Origin of the sequence: Burkholderia sp. AU32262, assembly GCF_020419985.1 — a bacterium.
GTDB lineage: Bacteria > Pseudomonadota > Gammaproteobacteria > Burkholderiales > Burkholderiaceae > Burkholderia > Burkholderia semiarida.
In genome coordinates this window covers 57,503-79,882 of sequence record NZ_JAIZRS010000026.1, presented here as the reverse complement: position 1 = coordinate 79,882, position 22,380 = coordinate 57,503, and the positions used below count along the sequence as shown (strand labels likewise).

Here is a 22,380-nt window from a genome sequence, read left to right as displayed (position 1 = left end):
GCTACATCCACTACTACAACCACGAACGCATCAAGCTCAAGTTGAAAGGGCTGAGTCCCGTGCAATACAGGACTCAGCCCTTGGGCGCCTAGCCTTTAACTGTCCAACTTTGCGGGGTCAGTTCACGGCCGGCTGCCCTTTTACCTTGCTTCAAACGATGCCTGGTGCCGGGAAGATGGCTATGCCACGCACCGGCCGGCGGCCAACCGCGGTACCGGGCCCACGCCGACCTGGCCGCAGCGCCACGCGGCGGCGCGCCGTCAACTCGCGGCTTCGCCGTTGCCCGCCTCGCCCTCTTCCACCGGCTTCTTCGGTACGAAGAACCGCGCGGCCAGCAGCCCGATCTCGAACAGCACGATCAGCGGCAGCGCGAGCATCAGTTGCGAGAACACGTCCGGCGGCGTGACGACCGCCGCGACCACGAATGCGCCGACGATCACGTACGGCCGCATCTCCTTCAGCTTCTTCAGGGACAGCACGCCCATCCGGACGAGCAGCACGACGACGATCGGCACCTCGAACGTGACCCCGAAAGCGATGAACATCCCCAGCACGAAGCTCAGGTAGTTGTCGATGTCGGTCGTCATCTCGGCGCCGAGCGGCGCGTTGTAGTGCGCCATCACCCGGAAGATCGTCGGAAACACGAGGAAGTACGCGAACGCCATCCCGCACAGGAACAGGAAGTAGCTGCTGCCGACGAGCGGCGCGACGAGCTTCTTCTCGTGCTGGTACAGCCCCGGCGCGACGAACGCCCAGATCTGGTACAGCACGATCGGCAGCGCGATCACGAGCGCGACGAGCATCGTGACCTTCATCGGCACGAAGAACGAGCCGGTGACGTCGGTGACGATCATCTTGCCGTCTTTCGGCAGGTTGTCCATCAGCGGCCGCGCGAGCAGCTTGAAGATGTCCGGCGCCCAGTAGACGAGCCCGACGAACACGACGATCACGGCCAGCCCCGCGCGAATGATGCGATCGCGAAGCTCGACGAGATGGGAAATGAAGGTTTCTTCCGGGGCGTCGCCCGGGTTCTGCTGGGGGTCGCTCACACCGGCCCTCGGTAGGATTGACGAGCGAGCATGCGCTCGACTCAGAAGAAGCGCGTCGGCCGGCGCAGGCTGGCCGGCTGGTGGCGCGCGACACGCGCGGCGCCCGACTGCACGTGCGTGCGGCGGGTGGTCGCGCGCTTGTACCAGACAGGTGTCGCCGCCTGCTTGATGCGCCAGTTGCGACGCTTCGGCGCAAGCGCGGTCGAACTGCCTCGCCACGACGGCGCCGCGGGCGTGTCGGAACCCGCGGAACCGACGGAACCGGCGTCGCCGGACGCCCCGTCAAGACCGCCGACCGCGGAATGCCACGTGTCGTTCAGTTCCTTCTCGTGCTCGCGCAGGTTGTCGTGAATCGTCGTCTCGACATTGCGCGCGGCCGATTCGAAATCGGTCTTCATCGTCCGCAGCGCGTCGAGTTCGATTTCGCGCGAGACCTCGGCCTTCACGTCGTTGATGTACCGCTGCGCGCGGCCGAACAGCGCGCCTGCCGTACGCGCGACGCGCGGCAGGCGCTCGGGGCCGAGCACCACGAGCGCGACGACGCCGATCAGCGCCATCTTCGAAAGACCGAGATCCAGCATCGAGAATGCCTGTCAGCGTGCCGGCGTTACGCCTTGTTCGAATCGGAACGCGTCGTTTCCTTCGCGTTGACGTCGACCGCGCCCGAACGCGGCAGCTGCTGCGCATCCGCCGGCGTTTCGCCTTCCTTCATGCCGTCCTTGAAACCCTTGACGGCGCTGCCGAGGTCGTTGCCGATGTTGCGCAGCTTCTTCGTCCCGAAAACCAGCGCGACGATCAGCAGCACGATCAGCCAGTGCCAAATGCTCAATCCACCCATGATGAAACCTCTCCTCAACCACGCCGCCATGCGGCGCAAATCGCCGGCGACGCGCCGGCTTCGACTATCGGATGCGGGGAAACGCCCCGCGTCGTCAACCCATTCGCTGCCACGGGCGCGGGCCGGCCAGGATATGCGCGTGCAGGTGGTAGACCTCCTGCCCGCCGCCCGGGCCCGTGTTGATCACCGTGCGAAAACCCGTTTCGCCGCCCGTATATGCGACGCCGAGCTGGTCGGCCAGACGCGCGACGAGCAGCATCAGCCGGCCGAGCATCGGCGCATCGGCCTCACCTGCCGCCGACAGCGTCGGCAGGTGCCGGCGCGGAATCACGAGCACGTGCGTGTCGGCCGCCGGGCGGATGTCGCGGAACGCGACGAATTCGTCGTCCTCGTGCACCTTCGTGCTCGGGATCTCGCCTGCCGCGATCTTGCAGAACAGGCAATTCGGATCGTGACTCATGTTGCTCCTGCAAACGCCCGCCCGCGGCCGGTCAGAACCACGCCTGCGGATCGAGCGTCTTGTTGTCGTTCAGGTACAGCCAACCCTTGATGATACGGTACAGCGTCCAGATCCATGTGACAAACATCACCGCGAATCCGATCACCACGAAGGCCAGCGCGAACCCGATCACGTACGCGATCAGCGCGCGCCAGAACGTGCGGATCTGCCACTCGAAGTGATCGGCGTACGGCGTGCCGGCCACATCGCCGCGCTTCACGTAGTTGATGATGATCGCAATGATGCCCGTCACGCCGCCCGTCAGCCAGTGAAATGCATAGAGGCCGTAGAGCACGTGCGTGAGCGTGCGCAGCCCGTTCAGGCGTTCGGCATCCGCTGCGCCCGGCACCGCCGGCGTCGGAAACTGGTTCGACGTATCGTTCATGATGCTACCCCCGTTGGATGACAATTCTTACAGCTTACCGCACTGTTGCCACCGCGGCGGGGCCTGCCCGTCACCCGCCGTTTTCCTCGCGCTCGCGACGCTTGCGCAGCGCTTTTTCCTCGATACCCGACAAGCCTTCGCGGCGCTCGAGTTCGGCGATCACGTCGGCCGGGCTCAGGTCGAAATGCGACAGCATCACGAGGCAGTGGAACCACAGGTCGGCCACCTCGCCGACGAGCGCGCCCGGCGCGCCGCCCTGGCGCACGTCCTTCGCGGCGAGCACGACTTCCGTCGCCTCTTCGCCGATTTTCTTCAGCACCGCGTCGTCGCCCTTGTGGAACAGGCGCGACACGTACGATTGATCGGGATCGCCGCCCTTGCGGCTATCGATCACGGCCGCGAGGCGCAGCAGCGTGTCTTCGGTCGATTGCGTCATTTGTAGATGTGTTCGGGGTCTTTCAGCACCGGCTCGACCGCGACCCAGTCGCCGCTGTCCACCGTACCTTCGAATTTCTGGAAGAAGCACGAATGCCGGCCGGTGTGGCACGCGATGCCCGACACCTGCTCGACCTTCAGCAGCACGACGTCCTCGTCGCAGTCGAGCCGCACCTCGTGCACGTGCTGCACGTGGCCCGACTCCTCGCCCTTGAACCACAGGCGCTTGCGCGAACGCGAATAGTAGACCGCGCGCCGGGTCTCGACCGTCTTCGCGAGCGCCTCGCGGTTCATCCATGCGAACATCAGCACGTCGTTCGTCGACGCTTCCTGCGCGATCACCGGCACGAGGCCGTTGTCGTCCCAGCGGACCTTGTCGAGCCACGCGGGCAGGGATTTCGTTTCGGTATTCATCACAGCCTCACCGAGATGCCCTGATCGGCCATGAAGCGCTTCGCCTCGCCGACCGTGTGCTCGCCGTAGTGGAAGATGCTCGCGGCCAGCACCGCGTCGGCGCGGCCGTCCTTGATGCCGTCCGCGAGATCCTGCAGGCAGCCGACGCCGCCCGATGCGATCACCGGCACCGGCACCGCGTCCGACACGCCGCGCGTGAGCGCGAGGTCGAAGCCCGACTTCGTGCCGTCGCGGTCCATGCTCGTGAGCAGGATCTCGCCCGCGCCGAGCTCGGCCATCTTGCGCGCCCATTCGATCGCGTCGAGGCCCGTGTTCTTGCGGCCGCCGTGCGTGAACACTTCCCAGCGCGGCGTCTCGCCGTCGGCCGATACGCGCTTCGCGTCGATCGCGACGACGATGCACTGCGAGCCGTACTTGTCGGCCGCGTCGCGCACGAGCTGCGGATTCGCGACCGCCGACGAGTTCATGCTGACCTTGTCCGCGCCCGCGTTCAGCAGGCGCCGCACGTCCTCGACGGCGCGCACGCCGCCGCCGACGGTCAGCGGAATGAATACCTGCGACGCGACGGCTTCGATGATCGGCAGGATCAGGTCGCGCTGGTCGGAGGTCGCGGTGATGTCGAGGAAGGTGAGTTCGTCGGCACCCTGGTCGTCGTAGCGGCGGGCGATTTCGACGGGGTCGCCGGCGTCGCGCAGCTCGACGAAGTTGACGCCCTTGACGACACGCCCGGCGGTCACGTCCAGGCAGGGGATGATGCGTTTAGCTAGAGCCATGATGTTGCGCCAAATGCCGCGCTGGGACGGCCGGTTACGGAAGCCTCGCGCGAGGCTTCCGGCGGGGCTGCCCGCGGGCAGCCCCGGCGAACGGGACGACCGCGGTTACGCGTTGTCGAGTTCGCCGTTCAGTTCGTCCGCGCGCTTTTGCGCGGCCGCGAAATCGAGATCGCCGGAGTAGATCGCCCGGCCGCAGATCACGCCTTCGACGCCGTGCTCTTCCACTTCGCACAGGCTCTCGATGTCCGTGAGGTTCGACAGGCCGCCGCTCGCGATCACCGGGATGCCGACCGCCTGCGCGAGCTTCACGGTCGCGTCGATGTTGATGCCCTGCAGCATCCCGTCCCGGCCGATGTCCGTGTAGACGATCGATTCGACGCCGTAGTCCTCGAACTTCTTCGCGAGATCGATCACCTCGTGGCCCGTCAGCTTGCTCCAGCCGTCGGTCGCGACCTTGCCGTCCTTCGCGTCCAGCCCGACGATGATGTTGCCGGAGAACGCGGTGCACGCGTCCTGCAGGAAGCCCGGATTCTTCACGGCCGCGGTGCCGATGATCACGTAGGACAGGCCGGCGTCGAGATACTTCTCGATCGTCTCGAGGCTGCGGATGCCGCCGCCGAGCTGTACGGGGATTTCGTCGCCGACTTCGTCGAGGATCGCTTCGATCGCGTCGAGATTCTTCGGCTTGCCGGCGAATGCGCCGTTCAGGTCGACGAGATGGAGCCGCCGTGCGCCGAGGTCGACCCACTTGCGGGCCATCGCCGCCGGGTCCTCGGAGAAAATCGTGGCCTGGTCCATATCGCCCTGTTTCAGGCGCACACACTGACCGTCTTTGAGATCGATGGCCGGAATCAGCAACATAGCAATCGGGTGTCGTCGTGGAAAATGAAAAGAATCCGGCGCGTACCGGCCAAACCGGTGCCGCGCCGTCTCGCTAGTTTAGTACAACTCTTTCGGCGCTTAAGCGAGCGTGCCACGTGCGACAGGCCGTTCGGCCAGGTCGACTGTGGCTCGCGCACCACGTTTTATGGTTTCCAGTGCACGAAGTTGCGATACAGACGCAACCCGACCTCCGCGCTTTTCTCCGGGTGAAATTGGGTCGCGAAGAGGTTGTCCCGCGCGACCGCGGACGTAAACGGCGCGCCGTAAGCCGTTTCGCCTACCGTGTGCGCCGGGTTGTCCGGCGTCACGTAGTAGCTGTGCACGAAGTAGAAATACGCGTCGTCGGGCACGCCGTCCCACAGCGGGTGCGGCTGCGCCTGGCGCACGCGGTTCCAGCCCATCTGCGGCACCTTGAAGCGCGAGCCGTCGTCCTGCAGCCGGCCGTCCAGCTCGAAACGCACGACCTTGCCGGGCAACAGGCCCAGGCCCTTCGTGTCGCCTTCCGCGCTCCAGTCGAACAGCATCTGCTCGCCGACGCACACGCCGAGCAGCGGCTTCGTGCGCGATGCGTCGATCACCGCTTCCTGCAGCCCCGATTCGCCGAGGCAACGCATGCAGTCGGGCATCGCGCCCTGGCCGGGCAGCACGACGCGGTCGGCCGCGCGAATCGCGGCCGGCGTGTCGACGATCGCCACGTCGGCGGCCGGTTCGGCCTTCTTGAGCGCCTGCGCGACCGAGCGCAGGTTGCCCATCCCATAATCCACAATCGCAATCGAAGTTTTCATCTCAGTGCAGGCAGTAGCGCCCTCAGTCCATCGACGATGAATTCCACCGCCAGCGCCGACAGCATCAGACCCATCAGCCGCGTGGCGATGTTGATGCCGGTGCGGCCGATCCAGGTCGCGATCGGCTCGGCGAGCCGCATCGCGACGAAACACAGAACAGCCAGGACCGCGCCGATCGCGACCAGCCCGGCCCGCTCATACCAGTGATGCGCGTTCGCCGCATAGATGATCACCGTGCTGATCGAGCCGGGGCCCGTGAGCAGCGGAATCGCCAGCGGCACGACCGCGATGTTGTCCTTCAACTCGGCTTCGTGGCGCTCCTCCGGCGTGGATCGCGTGTTGCCGATCTGCGCGTTCAGCATGTTGATCGCCATCAGCAGCATGATGATCCCGCCGCCCACCTCGAGCGACCCGACCGAAATGCCGAAGAAGTTGATGATCTGCTGCCCGAGCAGCGCGGTCACCGTCATCACGCAGAACACCGACACCGATGCGATCCGGATCGTGCGCCGCCGCTCGCCGTCCGTCTGCTGCGCCGTCAGGCTCAGGAAGAACGGCACCGCGCCGACCGGATTGATCAGCGCGAGCAGCGAAATGAACGATTTGAGCAGATCCATCGCAAGCCGGCGCGCCGCGCCGAAGCCGTGAGGTTGTCCTTGGCGTCGTCCGTCCGGAGGTTCAGAGGCTGCCTTTGGTCGACGGAATCTGCCCCGCCGCGCGCTCGTCGAGCTCCACCGCCGCGCGCAGCGCGCGGCCGAAGGCCTTGAACACCGTCTCGAGCTGATGGTGCGCGTTGATCCCGCGCAGGTTGTCGATGTGCAGCGTGACGCCCGCGTGGTTCACGAACCCGCGGAAGAATTCGATCGACAGGTCGACGTCGAACGTGCCGATCCGCGCGCGCGTGAACGGCACGTGGAATTCGAGGCCCGGCCGGCCGGAGAAGTCGATCACGACGCGCGACAGCGCCTCGTCGAGCGGCACGTACGAGTGGCCGTAGCGGCGGATGCCCTTGCGGTCGCCGATCGCCTTCGCGACGGCCTGACCGAGCGTGATGCCGACATCCTCGACCGTGTGGTGATCGTCGATATGCGTGTCGCCGTGCGCTTCGACCTCGAGATCGACCAGACCGTGTCGCGCGATCTGGTCGAGCATATGGTCGAGAAACGGCACACCGGTGGCCAGCTTCTGCTGGCCGGTGCCGTCGAGATCGAGCTTCACACGGATCTGCGTTTCGCTGGTATTGCGAACGACTTCCGCCACACGCATGGCAATTCCTTGATTGAGTCTGATGTAAATGGGGATTGATCGTCGCGCGCCGCCGCGCCCTGGGCTCAACCGGGCAGCGCGAGTTTCAAGGCGGCCAGGAGGCGAGCGTTTTCGTCGGGAGAACCGACGGTCAGCCGCACGCATTCGGCCAGTAACGGATGCATTTTACTCACGTTTTTGACCAGCACCCGCTCGGTGAGCAGCGCATCGAACACGGCGGCCGCGTCCGGCACGCGCACCAGCAGGAAATTGCCGGCGCTCGGGAACACCGTCGCGCCCGGCAGCGCGGCCACCGCCTGCGCGAGGCGCGCGCGTTCCGCGCGCAATTCGGCCGCCTGCGCGTCGAGCACGTCGAGGTGGTCGAGCAGGAAATCGGCGGTCGCCTGGGTCAGCACGTTGATGTTGTACGGCGGCCGCACCTTGTCGAATTCGTTCAGCCACGCGGGCGAGCCGACGAGATAGCCGAGGCGGATGCCCGCGAGGCCGAGCTTCGATACCGTGCGCATCACGACGACGTTGTCGAACTCGGCGGCGCGCGGCAGCCACGAGCGCTCGGCGAACGGCTGGTACGCCTCGTCGATCACGATCAGGCTGTGCCGCGCGGCCGCGACGATCCGTTCGACGTCGGCATCGTCGTACAGCGTGCCGGTCGGGTTGTTCGGATACGCGAGATAGACGATCGCCGGCCGGTGCTCGGCGATCGCCGCGAGCAGCGCGTCGGCGTCGAGCGTCAGGTCGGCCTTCAGCGGCACGCCGACGAATTCGAGCTGCGCGAACTTCGCCGACAGTTCGTACATCACGAAGCCCGGCACCGGTGCGAGCACCTTCGCGCCCGGCTTCGCGCACGCGACCGAGATCATGCTGATGATTTCGTCGGAGCCGTTGCCGAGCAGCACGTCGCAGCCGGCCGGCACGCCCATCGCATGGCGCAGCTTGTCGAGCAGCGCGGCCGGGCGCGGCGCCGGATAGCGGTTCAGCGCGACCTGCGCGAGCCGCTCGCCGAGCGCCGTGGCGAGCGGTTCGGGCAGCGGATACGGGTTCTCCATCGCGTCGAGCTTCACGAACCCGCTCGCGTCCGGCACCGGATAGCTGGTCATCGCGAGCACGTCGCGGCGGATGATGTCTTGTGGCGTCGTCATGGTTTCAAGCCGGCGTGCATCGCGCCGGCGTCAAATGGTCGGCAAGGCGGCGGCTGCCGCCCTGCACTGGTCCCCTGCCCCGATCCGGGGGCGGCCGGCGCGGCGCATCGGCGCCTGCCCGGCCCCGCGCACCCTGCGCGCTCAGCCCTTCATCCGGAACTCGGCGCTCCTCGCGTGCGCCTGCAGCCCTTCGCCGTACGCGAGCTCGGACGCGATCTCGCCGAGCGTCTGCGCGCCTTCCGCGCTGACCTCGATCAGGCTCGAACGCTTGATGAAGTCGTACACGCCGAGCGGCGACGAGAAGCGCGCGGTGCGCGACGTCGGCAGCACGTGGTTCGGGCCCGCGCAGTAGTCGCCGAGGCTCTCGCTCGTGTAGCGGCCGAGGAAGATCGCGCCCGCGTGGCGGATCTGCTGGCCCCATTGCTGCGGCTCCAGCGCCGAGATTTCGAGGTGTTCCGGCGCGATGTCGTTCGCGATCCGGCACGCCTCGGCCATGTCGCGCACCTTGATCAGCGCGCCGCGGCCTTCGAGCGACGCACGGATCACGTCCTGGCGCGGCATGGTCGGCAGCAGCTCGTCGATCGCCTTCTCGACGCGCTCGAGGAACGCGCCGTCGGGGCACAGCAGGATCGATTGCGCGAGTTCGTCGTGCTCGGCCTGCGAGAACAGGTCCATCGCGACCCAGTTCGGATCGGTCGTCCCGTCGCACAGCACGAGGATTTCCGACGGCCCGGCGATCATGTCGATGCCGACCGTGCCGAACACGCGGCGCTTCGCAGACGCGACGTACGCGTTGCCGGGGCCGCAGATCTTGTCGACGGCCGGCACCGTCTGCGTGCCGTACGCGAGCGCGCCGACCGCCTGCGCGCCGCCGATCGTGAACACGCGATCGACGCCGCCGAGCAGCGCCGCGGCAAGCACGAGGTCGTTCTTCACGCCGTCCGGCGTCGGCACGACCATCACGATTTCGCCGACCCCGGCGACGCGCGCCGGAATCGCGTTCATCAGCACCGACGACGGATACGCGGCCTTGCCGCCCGGCACGTACAGGCCGACGCGGTCGAGCGGCGTGACCTTCTGGCCGAGCACCGTGCCGTCGCTTTCCGTGTACTGCCAGCTATGCGTGCCGCACTCGATCTTCTGCTTCTCGTGGTACGCGCGCACGCGGGCGGCGGCGGCTTCCAGCGCCGCGCGCGCCTTCGGCGCGAGGCCGTCGAGCGCCGTCTGCAGCGCGTCCTGCGGCAGTTCGAGCGCGCCGACGCTCGTCGCGCTCAGCCGGTCGAAGCGGTTCGTGTACTCGAGCACCGCGGCGTCGCCGCGCGACTTCACGTCGGCGAGGATCTTCGCGACCGACTGCTCGATCGCTTCGTCTTCGCTCGCCTCGAACGCGAGCACGGCGCGCAGCGCGGCGCCGAAGCCTTCGTTCGTCGAATCGAGCTTGCGGATGGTGATGGACATGGGAGTTCCGTTACGGTGATGCGCTCAACCGCCATTCTGCGACGCGCGTTCGAACGCGTCGAGGATCGGCTTGAGCGCCGCGCGCTTCAACTTCAGCGCGGCCTGGTTCACGACGAGGCGCGACGAGATCGCCATGATCTCCTCGACCTCGACCAGATTGTTCGCCTTCAGCGTGCCGCCCGAGCTGACGAGGTCGACGATCGCGTCGGCCAGGCCGACCAGCGGCGCGAGCTCCATCGAGCCGTACAGCTTGATCAGGTCGACGTGCACGCCCTTCGCGGCAAAGTGTTCGCGCGCCGTTTCGACGTATTTGGTCGCGACCCGCAGGCGCGCGCCCTGGCGCACCGCGTTCGCGTAGTCGAAGCCGGCCGGCACGGCCACCGACATCCGGCAGCGCGCAATGTTCAGATCGATCGGCTGGTACAGGCCCGAGCCGCCGTGCTCGACCAGCACGTCCTTGCCGGCCACGCCGAAATCGGCCGCGCCGTATTCCACGTAGGTCGGCACGTCGCTCGCGCGGACGATGATCACGCGCAGGTTCGGATCGGTCGTCGGCAGGATCAGCTTGCGCGACGTTTCCGGATCCTCGGCCACCTGCACGCCGGCGGCGGCCAGCAGCGGCAGGGTTTCCTCGAAAATCCGGCCCTTCGACAGGGCGAGGGTCAGCGGCGCGGTCATGCTTGGCTCCCGGAAAGGCGGCGCACGTTCGCGCCGACGGCGGTCAGTTTGGCTTCCATGCGGTCGTAGCCGCGGTCCAGGTGATAGATGCGGTCGACGAGCGTTTCGCCGTCGGCGCGCAGCCCGGCGATCACGAGGCTCGCCGATGCACGCAGGTCGGTCGCCATCACGTTCGCGCCCGACAGCTTGTCGACGCCCGTCACGAGCGCCGTGTTGCCGTCGACCGTGATGTTCGCGCCAAGCCGGTTCAGCTCCTGCACGTGCATGAAGCGGTTCTCGAAAATGGTTTCGACGACCTGCGCGGTGCCCGTCGCGACCGTATTGAGGGCCATGAACTGCGCCTGCATGTCGGTCGGGAACGCCGGGTATTCCGACGTGCGGATCGTCACCGCCTGCGGGCGGCGGTCCATCTTCACGCGCAGCCAGCTGTCGCCTTCCTCGATCGACACGCCGGCTTCGCGCAGCTTGTCGATCACCGCGTCGAGGATGTGCGGGCGCACGCCCGTCAGCATCACGTCGCCGCCGGCGGCCGCGACCGCGCACAGGAACGTGCCGGCCTCGATACGGTCGGGGATCACCGCATGGCGCGCGCCGTGCAGCCGCTCGACGCCCTGGATCACGAGGCGGTCGGTGCCGATGCCGTCGATTTTCGCGCCCATCGCGACCAGCAAGTGTGCGAGATCGCTCACTTCCGGCTCGCGCGCGGCGTTTTCGATCACCGTCTCGCCGTCGGCGAGCGTCGCGGCCATCAGCAGGTTTTCCGTCCCCGTCACCGTGATCATGTCGGTCACGATGCGCGCGCCCTTCAGGCGCTTCGCGCGCGCTTCGATGAAGCCGTGCTCGATGCTGATTTCCGCGCCCATCGCCTGCAGGCCCTTGATGTGCTGGTCGACCGGCCGCGCGCCGATCGCGCAGCCGCCCGGCAGCGACACCTTCGCCTCGCCGAAGCGCGCGAGCAGCGGCCCGAGCACGAGGATCGACGCGCGCATCGTCTTCACGAGCTCGTACGGCGCGACGAGGTTGTCGACGCGCGACGCGTCGAGCTGCACGCGGCAGCCGTCGGTCTCGCTCTTCACGCCCATCTGGTTCAGCACCTTCAGCGTCGTGCGCACGTCCTTCAGGTTCGGCACGTTGTCGAGCTCGACCGGCTCGGCGCTGAGCAGGCCCGCGCACAGGATCGGCAGCGCGGCGTTCTTCGCGCCCGACACGACGATCTCGCCGGACAGGCGGTTGCCGCCTTCGATCGCGAGTTTGTCCATCCCCTGTCCCTGCGATTCCCCGTTGGCGGCCGGGTGTGCCGTGGCGACGCTCTGGACGGCGTCGCGCTCGTTGACGGTGACTTGCACTCAGTGATTTCCGTTTATGCGTTCTGCCATTCGGCGGGCGTCAGCGTCTTCATGCTGAGCGCGTGAATTTCCTGCTTCATGCGATCGCCGAGCGCCGCATAGACGAGCTGGTGCCGCTGGATCGGCCGCTTGCCTTCGAAGGCCGCCGACACGATCGTCGCGAAGAAATGCTGGCCGTCGCCTTCGACTTCCAGATGCGTGCAGGCGAGACCGCCGGCGATGTATTGCTTGACCTGTTCGGGAGTCGGCAACATGGTGTAAGGCTCCTGTCGGCGCGCGCCGCCCGTGGGGCGGCCGCGGCCTGTCGATATCAATGACGCAGTTTGTAGCCGGTCGCGAGCAGCCGCATCGCGATCAGCGCGAGCAGCACGAAGAAACCGGTGACGATCGCGAGGCTCGTGAACGGGTTGATGTCGGACGCGCCGAAGAACCCGAAACGGAAGCCGTCGATCATGTAGAAAAACGGGTTGAGACGCGACACTTCGCGCCACACCGGCGGCAGCGAATGCGTCGAATAGAACACGCCGGACAGGAACGTCAGCGGCATGATCAGGAAGTTCTGGAACGCGGCGAGCTGGTCGAACTTCTCGGCCCAGATCCCGGCGATCAGGCCGAGCGTGCCGAGGATCGCCGAGCCGAGCAGCGCGAACGCCATGATGAACAGCGGCGCCGCGAAGTGCATCGGGATAAACCAGATCGTCACGACGAACACGCCGGCGCCGACCGCGAGCCCGCGCACGACCGACGCGAGCACGTAGGCGCCGAAGATGTCGCGGTACGACAGCGGCGGCAGCAGCATGAACACGAGGTTGCCGGTGATCTTCGACTGGATCAACGACGACGAGCTGTTCGCGAACGCGTTCTGCAGCACGCTCATCATCACGAGGCCCGGCACGAGAAAGCTCACGTACTCGACGCCCGGATACACCTCGACGCGGCCCGACAGCGCGTGGCCGAAGATCGTCAGGTACAGCAGCGCCGTCACGATCGGCGCGAGCACCGTCTGGAACGACACCTTCCAGAAACGCAGCAGTTCCTTGTAGAACAGCGTCCGAAACCCGCTTCCCGGCACGCGCCGGGCCGCCCCTTCGAGCGGCAGCGAACGCAGTTCGCGTGGGGAGTGTTGATTCATGCCAGACCCTCGATCACCTCGGCCCCGTTCATCACCTGGACGAACACATCCTCGAGGTCGGCCTTGCGGACCTCGATCTCGTCGAACGTGCAGCCGGCCGCGCGGCATTGCGCGAGGATGCGCTCGACCTCGTCATAGCTCGCGAGGCGCAGCAGGTGCTCGCCCGGCGCGCGCGGCCGGGTCGGTCTCCAGCCCGCGCAGCTCGGCCGGCAGCGCGCCCGTCGCGAGCCGCAGGTACAACTGCAGCCCCGCGAAGCGGCGCAGCAGCGCGTCGGTGCGGTCGAGCGCGACGACCTCGCCCCGGCGCAGCATCGCGATGCGGTCGCACAGCGACTCGGCTTCCTCGAGGTAATGGGTGGTCAGCACGATCGTGTGACCCTCGCGGTTCAGGCGCGAGATGAATTTCCACAGGGTCTGGCGCAATTCGACGTCGACGCCGGCGGTCGGCTCGTCGAGCACGATCACGGGCGGGCGGTGCACGAGCGCCTGCGCGACGAGCACGCGGCGCTTCATCCCGCCCGACAGCGCACGCATGTTCGCGTCGGCTTTCTCGGTCAGATCGAGATTGGCCATCACTTCGTCGATCCAGTCGTCGTTGCGGCGCAGCCCGAAATAGCCGGACTGGATCCGCAGTGTCTCGCGGACGGTGAAGAACGGGTCGAAAACGAGTTCCTGCGGAACGACGCCGAGGGCGCGGCGCGCGTTGCGGAAGTCCTGGACGACGTCGTGACCGCGCACCGAGATACTGCCTTCGTCGGCCCGGGCGAGCCCGGCGAGGATACTGATGAGCGTGGTCTTGCCTGCGCCGTTGGGGCCGAGCAGACCGAAAAACTCGCCTTCCTCGACCGACAGGCTAACGCCCTTGAGCGCCTGAAGCGACTTGTAGCGCTTCTTGACGTGACGGATTTCTATGGCTGACATGACTGTGCGCGACGCAACGGCCGCGACGCCTATTCTGTGCTTGCTGCGAAAGAAAATGGGGGCCGGACGCCGATTGGCTGCCCCGCAAAACGCTTGATTATAGGGCAAACCGGCTGGGGGAGCCGGCGCCGACGGCGCGCGGCCTGAAGCGTGCGCGCGCCGGCTGGCGCGGCAGGCTTCGGTCGGACAGGGTCAATGTCGCCCGGCGCCTTCGATGAGCGCGTCGACGCCGTAGGCGCGCGCGAGGCTGGCGAGCTTCGGAGGGAGATTGAGGATGTCGAGGGCCGCGCCGCGCGCTTTGGCGGCACGTTGCCATGCGAGCAGCACGGCGAGCGCGGACGAGTCGAACTGCGCGAGCGCCGCGCAATCGACGGCGGTCGCGCCCGCGCCGATGCGCGCAAGACCGTCCGCGAGCGCCGACTTCGCGCTCGCGACGGTCAGCGAGGAGCCGGCTTCGAAGCCGCTCACGACGCCTGCTTGCCCGCGGCAAGCTCCTGGTTGCGCTGCGTCAGGAACTTGATCAGGCCGTCCACGCCGCTTTGCTGGATCTTCTCGTTGAACTGTTGCTGGTACGTCTGGATCAGCCATGCGCCGAGCACGTTCAGGTCATACACCTTCCAGCCGTTCGCCGTCTTGTACAGGCGGTAATCGATCTGGACCGGCTGGCCGTTGTTCATCGCGACCGTCTTGACCACCACGTCGGTATCGGCCGGATCGGCGCGGAACGGCGGGTACTGGATCTGCTGGTCGGGCTTCAGTTGCGCGAGTGCGCCCGAATACGTGCGGATCAGCAGCAGCTTGAACTGCTCCTGAACCTGCTGCTGCTGCTCGGCCGTCGCCGTGCGCCAGTTGCGGCCCATCGCGAGCTGGGTCGTGCGGCGGAAATCGGTGTACGGCAGGATGTCCTTGTTGACGATCGAGATGATGCGGTTGGTGTCGCCCTGCTTGATCGTCTGCTGCTTGACTTCGTCGAGGACCTGCTGCGTCGCCGTCTTGATCAGCGCCTGCGGGTTCGACTGGTCGACTTGCGCGTGAGCTGCGCCGCCGAACGAGAACAGCGCCGCGAAAACGGGGATCAGGAACAGTTTTTTCATCATAGTGGCCTGCATGAATGAGTCGATGCGAAGGTTGGAGCAGGTAGCTTACGCGCAAGTTCGCATACGCTACCGACTGAATCGTTTCCGGCTGTAACGAATGTAAGCCCGTCAGTGCAGCCGGATGCTCGGGAACCGGAGCCCGCCCGGCGACGGCGGCGCCACCTGCATCGCCGGTACGTTCGTCTCGCTGGCCGGGTTCGGCGCTTCGGCCGTGCCCGAGGCCGGCGCGGCGACCGCCGCGCCCGATGCGCCCGCCGGCGCCGCCCCGCCCACCGCCGCCGCGCCCGCCGCGCCCGCCGTACCGGCCGCGCCGGCTGCCGCCGGTGCCGCGCCGTCTTCCGGCAAGTCGTACTTCGGCAGCGCGTCGTTGCTCGACGTCGCGGCGGCCTCGCCGCGCGCGTTGCTGATCAGCATCTGGCGGCGCTGCAGATACGCATTGCGCACGAACGAATACTTGTCGAGCGCCGCGGCATCCAGCACGTCGCCCGCGCCGAGCAGGTTCGCGCGCGTGTTGACGAGGTTCACGCCGAACAGGCCCCAGCTCAGGCCGTCCGGCTTCACGTAGGTGAGCGGGTTGCCGACGTAGTCGACGCCGAGGCCGGCCGTGTCGCGCAGCGTGCTCGGGCCGAGCAGCGGCAGCACGAGGTACGGGCCCGACGGCATGCCGTAGCGGCCCATCGTGATCCCGAAGTCGGCCGTGTGCTTCGGCAGCTTCGCGATCGTCGCGACGTCGAACAGGCCGCCGACGCCGAACACCGTGTTGATCACGACGCGCATGATGTCGCCGACGCCGTCGGCGATCCGCAGCTGCACGATGTTGTTCGCCGCGATGTAGACGTCGCCGATGTTCGAGAAGAAGTTCGTCACGCTGTCACGCACCGGCTGCGGCACCACGTACTGGTAACCCTTCGCGACCGGCTTCAGCGCGTACGTGTCGACCGTGTCGTTGAACTTGTACATCGTCCGGTTGAAACCTTCGAGCGGATCGCCCTTGGTCGGCGTCTGCACGGTCGCGCAGCCGCTCAACGCGGCGACTGCCGCAACCGCCAGCGCGGCGTGCCTGATGCGGATCGTGTGCATGGTCATTACCCTCTTGTCTTTCTCTCGTGTGGTTATTGGGCTGCGGCGCCGGACACCGCGGACGCCGGCACCGCCACCGGCGCGGGCGCGGCGGGCGCCGCCGGTGCCCCGGCTGCCGGCTTCGCGCCGCCCGCGTCGGCGGCCTTGCTGTACAGGAACTGGCCGATCAGGTTCTCGAGCACGATCGCCGACTGCGTCATCGTGATGGTATCGCCGGCCTTCAGCATTTCGGTGTCGCCGCCCGGATCGAGGCCGATATATTGCTCGCCGAGCAGGCCGGACGTCAGGATCTTCGCCGACGAATCCTTCGGGAATTGATACTGACCGTCGACGTCGATCGTGACGACCGCCTGGTAGGTGTTGGTATCGAACCCGATCGACTTCACGCGGCCGACCACGACGCCCGCGCTTTTCACGGCCGCGCGCGGCTTCAGGCCGCCGATGTTGTCGAATTTCATTCTCACCGAGTAGGTCGGCTGAAACGACAGCGAGCTCATGTTGCCGACCTTCAGCGCCAGGAACAGCACCGCGAGGAAGCCCACCACCACGAACAGGCCGACCCAGAAGTCGAGAGCAGTCTTTTTCATCGTCATCCCAAAATTTGGCTTGGCTGAGGCTTAGCTGAACATCAGCGCGGTCAGCAGGAAATCGAGGCCGAGTACGGCGAGCGACGCGAACACGACCGTCTTGGTGGTCGCGCGCGACACGCCTTCGGGCGTGGGCTTCGCTTCATACCCTTGAAACAGTGCAATGAAGGTCACGGCGAACCCGAACACGATGCTCTTGATCACGCCGTTGCCGACGTCGGCCCACACCTGGACCCCGCCCTGCATCTGCGACCAGAACGCGCCCGGATCGACGCCGATCAGCACGACGCCGACGAAGTAACCGCCGAGCACGCCGACCGCGTTGAAGATCGCGGCCAGCAGCGGCATCGCGATGATGCCGGCCCACATGCGCGGCGCGATCACGTTCTTGATCGGGTCGACCGCCATCATCTCGAGCGCGGTAAGTTGCTCGCCGGCCTTCATCAGGCCGATCTCGGCCGTGAGCGACGTGCCCGCGCGGCCCGCGAACAGCAGCGCGGTGACGACCGGCCCGAGCTCGCGCACGAGCGACAGCGCGACCAGCAGGCCGAGCGCCTGCTCGGAACCGTAGCGGTTCAGCGTGTAATACCCCTGCAGGCCGAGCACGAAGCCGACGAACAGCCCCGACACGGCGATGATCACGAACGAATAGTTGCCGAGGAAGTGGATCTGCTTCGTGACGAGCCGCGGCCGGCGCAGCAGCGGGAAGAATTCCAGCACGAGGCGCACGAACAGGCGCGTGCCGTAGCCCGCCCGCTCGAGGCCGCCGATGACGTAACGTCCGATCGCGCTGATCATGCGCGCCCTCCGCCGAGCCCGAAATCCGCTGCGAGCGGCGGGCTCGTGTAATGAAATTTGAACGGGCCGTCCGGCGCGCCGTCGATGAACTGCCGCACGCTCGGATCGGTCGACGCGCGCAGCTCGTCGGGCGTGCCCTGCGCGAGCACGCCGCCATTGGCCAGAAAATACACGTAGTCGGCGATCGCGAACGATTCCGGCACGTCGTGCGTGACGAGGATCGACGTCGCGCCGAGCGCCTGGTTCAGCGTGCGGATCAGGTTCGCGGTGATGCCGAGCGAGATCGGATCGAGGCCCGCGAACGGCTCGTCGTACATGATCAGCTGCGGATCGAGCGCGATCGCGCGCGCCAGCGCGATGCGGCGCGCCATCCCGCCCGACACCTCGGACGGCATCAGGTCGCGCGCGCCGCGCAGCCCGACCGCGTTCAGCTTCATCAGCACGAGGTCGCGGATCAGGTCTTCGGGCAAATCGGTGTGCTCGCGCAGCGCGAACGCGACGTTCTCGAACACCGACATGTCGGTAAACAGCGCGCCGAACTGGAACAGCATGCCCATCTTGCGGCGCAGCGCGTACAGGCCGTCGCGCGTTTGCGCGCCGACGTCGGCGCCGTCGAACAGCACCTGGCCGCGGCGCGCACGCACGAGGCCGCCGATCAGGCGCAGCACGGTGGTCTTGCCGCAACCCGAGCCGCCCATGACCGCGACGACCTGCCCGCGCCCGAAGCGCAGGTTCAGGTTGGACAGGACGAGGCGGTCGCCGTAGCCGAAGTCGACGTCGCGAAGTTCCAGCAGGGTCTCGGTAGGAGTGGGGCTCACGGAGCTGACAGTCCTTTTACGCAGAACGCCGAATTATAGGGCCTGCATTGGAATGATGTCGTGACGCCGTTCCGGGCCCTGCGGTCAATGATTGTCAAATTGTCCGGCAAAGCACTGCTGCAGTGCAATAAGCGCCGTCCGATAATCGGCCGCGCCCGTGACCGCGCTGACCACCGCGACGCTGCCGACGCCCGTGCCCAGCACGGCCGGCAGCGTGTCGAGCCCCACCCCGCCGATCGCGACGAGCGGTGCCCGGGCGCGGGCGAAGCGCGCGTAGCGGGCAATCCGCGCGAGGCCCTGCGGCGGCGCGGCGACGGCCTTCGTCGCGGTCGCGTACACGGGGCCGAGCGCGAGATAGCTCGGCCGCGCGTGCAGCGCGCGCAACATCTCGTAATAACCGTGGCTCGAAAGTCCGAGCCGCAAGCCCGCGCGCGCGATCGCGGCCAGGTCGGCCGTTTCGAGGTCCTCCTGGCCGAGATGGACGCCGTACGCGCCTTCTTCTACCGCGATCTGCCAGTGATCGTTGATGAACACGCGCGCATCGGGATAGCGGCGCCCCGCCGCGACCGCGCGCGCGATTTCCCGACGCAGCGCGTCCGGCGCCGCATCCTTCACGCGCAATTGCACGGTTCGCGCGCCGCCGTCGAGCACGCGCTCGACCCATGCGGCGCTCGGCACGACCGGATAGAGGCCGAGCCGCGCGGGGCACGGCGCGAACGCCGGCTCCGGCGCAGGCGGCAGCCCGGCGACACGCGGGAATCGCGCGGCATCGACCGGCCATGCGTCGGTGGCGCGCGTCTCGTCGCCGTCACGCCACGCCAGCGCGAGCACCAGCGCGTCGACCGGCGCGAAGCCGCAATCGAGGAACGCGGCGAGCGCCGCGATCCAGTCGTCCGCGAGCGGATGCGCGGCGTCGAGCGCGTAGCGCACGCCGGCCGCATGCAGCACGGCGCCGCCCTCGTCGAATTCGATCGCCACCGCGTCCGGCGACGCAGGCCGCGACACGGCCGATGCACGGGCCTGCGCGGCACGGTCGCCCGCCGACACGATCAGCACGTCGCCGTCGGCCGGCACGTCGGGCGCCGCCACGCAGAGCCGCCGCGGCGCCGCGCCGTCCGGCCAGTCGCCGAGCCGTGCGCGAATCCGCTCGGCCGCTTCGGCCAGTTCGTCGGCCGGCGACCAGAACGCATCGGCGAAGCGCGCGCTCATGCGCCGCCCCCGTCCTGGTGCCAGAACGGCATCCCGACGACCGGCGTGCTCGCGTGCGCGGTCTCGCGCGCATCCATCGGGCCGGCCAGGTACGCGGCGCGGCCGGCCTCGACGCCCTGCGCGAACGCGCGCGCCATGATCTCCGGGTGCGTGGCCTGCGACACGGCCGTATTCAGCAGCACGCCGTCGAAGCCCCACTCCATCACCTGACACGCGTGCGACGGCACGCCGAGCCCCGCGTCGACGATCAGCGGCACGTCCGGCAGCCGTTCGCGCAGCACGCGCAGACCGTACGGATTCACGACGCCCTTGCCGGTGCCGATCGGCGCGCCCCACGGCATCAGCGCCTCGCAGCCGACGTCGAGCAGGCGCCGGCCGATCACGAGATCCTCGGTGCAGTACGGCAGCACCTTGAAGCCGTCCTTGACCAGTTGTGCCGCGGCTTCGATCAGCCCGACCGGGTCGGGCTGCAGCGTGTAGTCGTCGCCGATCAGTTCGAGCTTGATCCAGTCGGTGTCGAATACCTCGCGCGCCATGTGCGCGGTGGTCACCGCTTCGGCGACGGTCTGGCAGCCGGCCGTGTTCGGCAGCAGCGGCACCGCGTGGCGCTTGAGCAGGTCGAAGAAGCCGGCTTCGGCCGTGCCGCCCGTCATCTGGCGGCGCAGCGCGACCGTCACCATTCCGGGGCGCGACGCGGCGATCGAATCGGACAGCGACTGCAGCGACGGATAGCGCGACGTGCCGAGCAGCACGCGGCTTGCGAAGGTTACGCCGTACAGCGTGAGCGCGTCGGCGGAGGTGGGGGACGTCATGTCGTTTTCCTGGAAGAGCGGGGACGAACCGGCGGCGCTCAGCCGCCCGCGACGGGGTGCACGACGTCGAGCTTGTCGCCCGCCGCGAGCGGGCGCGCCGCATGCTGCGTGCGCGCGACGAAGTTGCCGTTCAGCGCGACCGCGTACGGCGGACGCGCGCCGTACGCGGCCAATGCGTCGGCCACCGTCGCGCCGTCGGGCAGCGTCAGGGTCTGTTGATTGATCTGGATATCCATGAGGCTCGGTCGGATTCGGTCGGCGGCGCGCGTCAGGCCGGCTGGCGCGCGTCGTTACGGTGATGAAGCAGGGTCGGCCAGCGGGCGGCGGCGCGCCACGCGGCGAACGCGTCGGGATCGCCGAGCGCGCCGCCGAGCGCGGCCTGCGCGAACGCGACGGCCGCCTGCGCGACTTCCGGCGCGATCATGAAGCCATGCCGGTACAGGCCGTTGACGGCGAGCGTCGACGCGCCGTCCCAGATCACGGCCGGGCGATGATCGGGCAGCGTCGGCCGGCATTGCGCGTTGAGTTCGAGGATGCGTGCCTCGCCGAACGCCGGATGCACGGAAAACGCCGCGCTCAGCAGTTCGAGCGCGGAACGCACGCTGACGGGCGACATGTCCTCGCCCTCCACCTCGGTCGCGCCGATCACATAGAGATCGTCCTGCTTCGGCGCGATGTACAGCGGATAGCGCGGATGCAGCAGCCGCACGGGCCGCGTGAGCCCGATGCCGGGCGCATGCACGCGCGCGACCTCGCCGCGGATGCCGCGCAGCGCCGGCAGCGCGGGTTTCGCGCCGAGCCCGCGGCAATCGATCGTGAAATGCGCGGCGGGCGGGTTCGTGTCGTCGACCGACGCGTGCCAGTGCGTTTCGACGCCGCGCTGCGCGAGGCCCGCCGCCAGCGCGCGCAGCGCCTGACGGTTGTCGAGCTGGCCTTCGCGCGGCAGCAGCAGCCCGCGTGCGAAGCGGCCCGCGAGCGCGGGTTCGGCCGCGTCGACCTGCGCACCGGCCAGCGTCACGAAGCCGCCGTCGAACAGCTCGGCCGGCGCGTTCGCACGCACGCGCCGCTCGAACAGCGGCGCCTCCGCGCGGTCGGCCTGATGCCAGACGACGAGCGTGCCGTGATGCTGGAAGAAGACGGGTTCGGGCAGTTCCGCTAGCCACCGCGGCCAGCGCGCGAGCGACGCGGCGCCGAGCTCGGTGATCAGCAGCTCCGCGCTCGCGGCTTCCGCGAGCGGCGCGAGCATCGCGGCCGCGACCCACGCGGCCGACTGCTCGCCGTCCGGCCCGCCGCGCTCGTAGAGCGCGACGCGATGGCCGTCGCCGGCGAGCCGCCATGCGATCAGGCGGCCGACGAGGCCGCCGCCCAGCACCGCGAAATCGGGCCGTGCGTCCCGGACGTTCATCGCCCGCCCTCCGCGCGCTCACGCGCGACGAACGTCGACGCGTGCGCGCCGCCGCATGCGAACGCACGCGACATCGGGCCGGGAACCGGGCAAAAGACTGAAGATTGTGCGGTCATCATTCCTTCCGTAACGCGCAATGCGCGTACCCAAAAGGACGAAACCGGCAGCAAAGGCCGGCCGGGCGGGACTCGGGCGCTGACCATGTGGGATGGCGGCCAGCGCGGCCCGGCGGGATCAGAAACTTCCCTCGCCGGTATTACCCGGATCGGGTGCGAAGGGTCTTTCTCAGCCTCGCCGCGCTGCCCGGAACATCCGCCGGCCGCGTCACGAAGCACCCCTGTTTCGTCGTCGGCCATTAGACCATAAAAGCGGAAAGCGCCGCAAACTGTCCCCGTTGCGGCAAATTCGCCGGCGTGTTGCGCCGCTCTGGCACAATGCCCGCAGGCCGGCCGCGCGAGCGGCCGGTTGCCGCGTCACCGCCGGTTTTTAAGTGCCGTTTAAGACGCACGGGCGACCATCCGGACGCCCACCGTCAGTCGGCGCCGCGCCCGGCATGCCGTATCGCGGCGCGCGC

Annotated in this window: 29 protein-coding genes, 1 pseudogene and 1 riboswitch; of the genes and pseudogenes, 1 reads left to right on the top strand and 29 read right to left on the bottom strand. The window is 68.0% G+C overall.

Annotated elements, in window-relative coordinates; genetic code table 11:
- On the top strand, window positions 1-92 hold a 92-nt coding region (locus LGN10_RS26790), incomplete at its 5' end, for an IS3 family transposase (RefSeq protein WP_143286328.1).
- A 168-nt stretch (window positions 93-260) separates the two neighbouring features.
- On the opposite strand, the gene tatC is transcribed toward LGN10_RS26790, so the two are convergent.
- The 29 genes and pseudogenes from tatC to LGN10_RS26645 all read right to left on the bottom strand — a co-directional run bounded on the left by tatC (window position 261) and on the right by LGN10_RS26645 (window position 21,806).
- A complete protein-coding gene (gene tatC, locus LGN10_RS26785; RefSeq protein ID WP_059577240.1) occupies window positions 261-1,049 on the bottom strand; it encodes a twin-arginine translocase subunit TatC in 789 nt (262 codons plus the stop codon).
- Between the two features lie 41 nt (window positions 1,050-1,090).
- Window positions 1,091-1,630, bottom strand: coding sequence for a Sec-independent protein translocase protein TatB (gene tatB, locus LGN10_RS26780; protein ID WP_059577243.1), 540 nt, complete (start codon window positions 1,628-1,630; stop codon window positions 1,091-1,093).
- Window positions 1,631-1,656: 26 nt separating this feature from the next.
- Window positions 1,657-1,887: a Sec-independent protein translocase subunit TatA gene (gene tatA / locus LGN10_RS26775; protein ID WP_006477115.1), complete on the bottom strand. Its 231-nt coding sequence runs from the start codon at window positions 1,885-1,887 to the stop codon at window positions 1,657-1,659.
- A 94-nt stretch (window positions 1,888-1,981) separates the two neighbouring features.
- Window positions 1,982-2,347 (bottom strand): histidine triad nucleotide-binding protein, encoded by a 366-nt coding sequence (locus LGN10_RS26770; protein WP_027783360.1) that lies wholly within the window; start codon window positions 2,345-2,347, stop codon window positions 1,982-1,984.
- Between the two features lie 31 nt (window positions 2,348-2,378).
- Window positions 2,379-2,771 (bottom strand): DUF4870 family protein, encoded by a 393-nt coding sequence (locus LGN10_RS26765; RefSeq protein ID WP_059236499.1) that lies wholly within the window; start codon window positions 2,769-2,771, stop codon window positions 2,379-2,381.
- Between the two features lie 70 nt (window positions 2,772-2,841).
- Complete coding sequence (locus tag LGN10_RS26760; RefSeq protein WP_027783358.1) at window positions 2,842-3,207, bottom strand: phosphoribosyl-ATP diphosphatase; 366 nt, start codon at window positions 3,205-3,207, stop codon at window positions 2,842-2,844.
- Complete coding sequence (hisI, locus tag LGN10_RS26755; RefSeq protein ID WP_059577245.1) at window positions 3,204-3,620, bottom strand: phosphoribosyl-AMP cyclohydrolase; 417 nt, start codon at window positions 3,618-3,620, stop codon at window positions 3,204-3,206. Before hisI ends, LGN10_RS26760 begins: the two co-directional genes overlap by 4 nt.
- Complete coding sequence (gene hisF / locus LGN10_RS26750) at window positions 3,620-4,393, bottom strand: imidazole glycerol phosphate synthase subunit HisF (RefSeq protein ID WP_226225573.1); 774 nt, start codon at window positions 4,391-4,393, stop codon at window positions 3,620-3,622. The genes hisI and hisF overlap by 1 nt, the downstream gene beginning before the upstream one ends.
- A 105-nt stretch (window positions 4,394-4,498) precedes the next feature.
- Window positions 4,499-5,254, bottom strand: a complete 756-nt coding sequence (gene hisA, locus LGN10_RS26745; RefSeq protein WP_059577248.1) for a 1-(5-phosphoribosyl)-5-[(5-phosphoribosylamino)methylideneamino]imidazole-4-carboxamide isomerase — start codon at window positions 5,252-5,254, stop codon at window positions 4,499-4,501.
- A 164-nt stretch (window positions 5,255-5,418) separates the two neighbouring features.
- The gene (gene hisH, locus LGN10_RS26740; RefSeq protein WP_059577249.1) at window positions 5,419-6,060 is read right to left on the bottom strand and encodes an imidazole glycerol phosphate synthase subunit HisH; all 642 of its coding nucleotides are present in this window, start codon (window positions 6,058-6,060) and stop codon (window positions 5,419-5,421) included.
- Window positions 6,057-6,677, bottom strand: coding sequence for a MarC family protein (locus LGN10_RS26735; RefSeq protein ID WP_060315496.1), 621 nt, complete (start codon window positions 6,675-6,677; stop codon window positions 6,057-6,059). The genes hisH and LGN10_RS26735 overlap by 4 nt, the downstream gene beginning before the upstream one ends.
- Before the next feature lie 61 nt (window positions 6,678-6,738).
- Entirely contained in the window at window positions 6,739-7,326 is a 588-nt protein-coding gene (gene hisB / locus LGN10_RS26730) for an imidazoleglycerol-phosphate dehydratase HisB (RefSeq protein ID WP_006477126.1), read from the bottom strand.
- Between the two features lie 65 nt (window positions 7,327-7,391).
- Window positions 7,392-8,465, bottom strand: coding sequence for a histidinol-phosphate transaminase (gene hisC / locus LGN10_RS26725; RefSeq protein ID WP_226225572.1), 1,074 nt, complete (start codon window positions 8,463-8,465; stop codon window positions 7,392-7,394).
- 141 nt (window positions 8,466-8,606) lie between these two features.
- Complete coding sequence (gene hisD, locus LGN10_RS26720) at window positions 8,607-9,923, bottom strand: histidinol dehydrogenase (RefSeq protein ID WP_059577262.1); 1,317 nt, start codon at window positions 9,921-9,923, stop codon at window positions 8,607-8,609.
- Between the two features lie 24 nt (window positions 9,924-9,947).
- Window positions 9,948-10,601, bottom strand: a complete 654-nt coding sequence (gene hisG / locus LGN10_RS26715; protein ID WP_006477129.1) for an ATP phosphoribosyltransferase — start codon at window positions 10,599-10,601, stop codon at window positions 9,948-9,950.
- On the bottom strand, window positions 10,598-11,947 hold the full coding sequence (murA, locus tag LGN10_RS26710) for a UDP-N-acetylglucosamine 1-carboxyvinyltransferase (protein ID WP_124658863.1): 1,350 nt from the start codon (window positions 11,945-11,947) through the stop codon (window positions 10,598-10,600). Before murA ends, hisG begins: the two co-directional genes overlap by 4 nt.
- Before the next feature lie 14 nt (window positions 11,948-11,961).
- Complete coding sequence (locus tag LGN10_RS26705; protein WP_006477131.1) at window positions 11,962-12,201, bottom strand: BolA family protein; 240 nt, start codon at window positions 12,199-12,201, stop codon at window positions 11,962-11,964.
- A 56-nt stretch (window positions 12,202-12,257) separates the two neighbouring features.
- Complete coding sequence (locus LGN10_RS26700) at window positions 12,258-13,079, bottom strand: ABC transporter permease (RefSeq protein ID WP_226225571.1); 822 nt, start codon at window positions 13,077-13,079, stop codon at window positions 12,258-12,260.
- A pseudogene (locus LGN10_RS26695) lies at window positions 13,076-14,000 on the bottom strand (ABC transporter ATP-binding protein). The gene LGN10_RS26700 and the pseudogene LGN10_RS26695 overlap by 4 nt, the downstream one beginning before the upstream one ends.
- 192 nt (window positions 14,001-14,192) lie before the next feature.
- On the bottom strand, window positions 14,193-14,468 hold the full coding sequence (locus LGN10_RS26690; RefSeq protein WP_059577268.1) for a lipid asymmetry maintenance protein MlaB: 276 nt from the start codon (window positions 14,466-14,468) through the stop codon (window positions 14,193-14,195).
- Complete coding sequence (locus tag LGN10_RS26685) at window positions 14,465-15,094, bottom strand: phospholipid-binding protein MlaC (protein ID WP_059577402.1); 630 nt, start codon at window positions 15,092-15,094, stop codon at window positions 14,465-14,467. Before LGN10_RS26685 ends, LGN10_RS26690 begins: the two co-directional genes overlap by 4 nt.
- A gap of 111 nt (window positions 15,095-15,205) precedes the next feature.
- Window positions 15,206-16,177, bottom strand: a complete 972-nt coding sequence (locus LGN10_RS26680) for a VacJ family lipoprotein (RefSeq protein WP_059577405.1) — start codon at window positions 16,175-16,177, stop codon at window positions 15,206-15,208.
- Between the two features lie 32 nt (window positions 16,178-16,209).
- On the bottom strand, window positions 16,210-16,770 hold the full coding sequence (gene mlaD / locus LGN10_RS26675) for an outer membrane lipid asymmetry maintenance protein MlaD (protein ID WP_059577270.1): 561 nt from the start codon (window positions 16,768-16,770) through the stop codon (window positions 16,210-16,212).
- Between the two features lie 24 nt (window positions 16,771-16,794).
- On the bottom strand, window positions 16,795-17,562 hold the full coding sequence (mlaE, locus tag LGN10_RS26670) for a lipid asymmetry maintenance ABC transporter permease subunit MlaE (RefSeq protein WP_050013133.1): 768 nt from the start codon (window positions 17,560-17,562) through the stop codon (window positions 16,795-16,797).
- Complete coding sequence (locus tag LGN10_RS26665) at window positions 17,559-18,380, bottom strand: ABC transporter ATP-binding protein (RefSeq protein ID WP_006477138.1); 822 nt, start codon at window positions 18,378-18,380, stop codon at window positions 17,559-17,561. Before LGN10_RS26665 ends, mlaE begins: the two co-directional genes overlap by 4 nt.
- An 84-nt stretch (window positions 18,381-18,464) precedes the next feature.
- Complete coding sequence (gene thiE / locus LGN10_RS26660; RefSeq protein WP_226225569.1) at window positions 18,465-19,589, bottom strand: thiamine phosphate synthase; 1,125 nt, start codon at window positions 19,587-19,589, stop codon at window positions 18,465-18,467.
- On the bottom strand, window positions 19,586-20,401 hold the full coding sequence (locus tag LGN10_RS26655; protein WP_059577272.1) for a thiazole synthase: 816 nt from the start codon (window positions 20,399-20,401) through the stop codon (window positions 19,586-19,588). Before LGN10_RS26655 ends, thiE begins: the two co-directional genes overlap by 4 nt.
- Before the next feature lie 38 nt (window positions 20,402-20,439).
- Window positions 20,440-20,637, bottom strand: coding sequence for a sulfur carrier protein ThiS (gene thiS, locus LGN10_RS26650; RefSeq protein ID WP_099316006.1), 198 nt, complete (start codon window positions 20,635-20,637; stop codon window positions 20,440-20,442).
- Window positions 20,638-20,669: 32 nt separating this feature from the next.
- Window positions 20,670-21,806, bottom strand: coding sequence for an FAD-dependent oxidoreductase (locus LGN10_RS26645; RefSeq protein ID WP_226225567.1), 1,137 nt, complete (start codon window positions 21,804-21,806; stop codon window positions 20,670-20,672).
- A gap of 225 nt (window positions 21,807-22,031) precedes the next feature.
- A riboswitch (TPP riboswitch) is annotated at window positions 22,032-22,155 on the bottom strand.
- Window positions 22,156-22,380 lie beyond the last annotated feature (225 nt).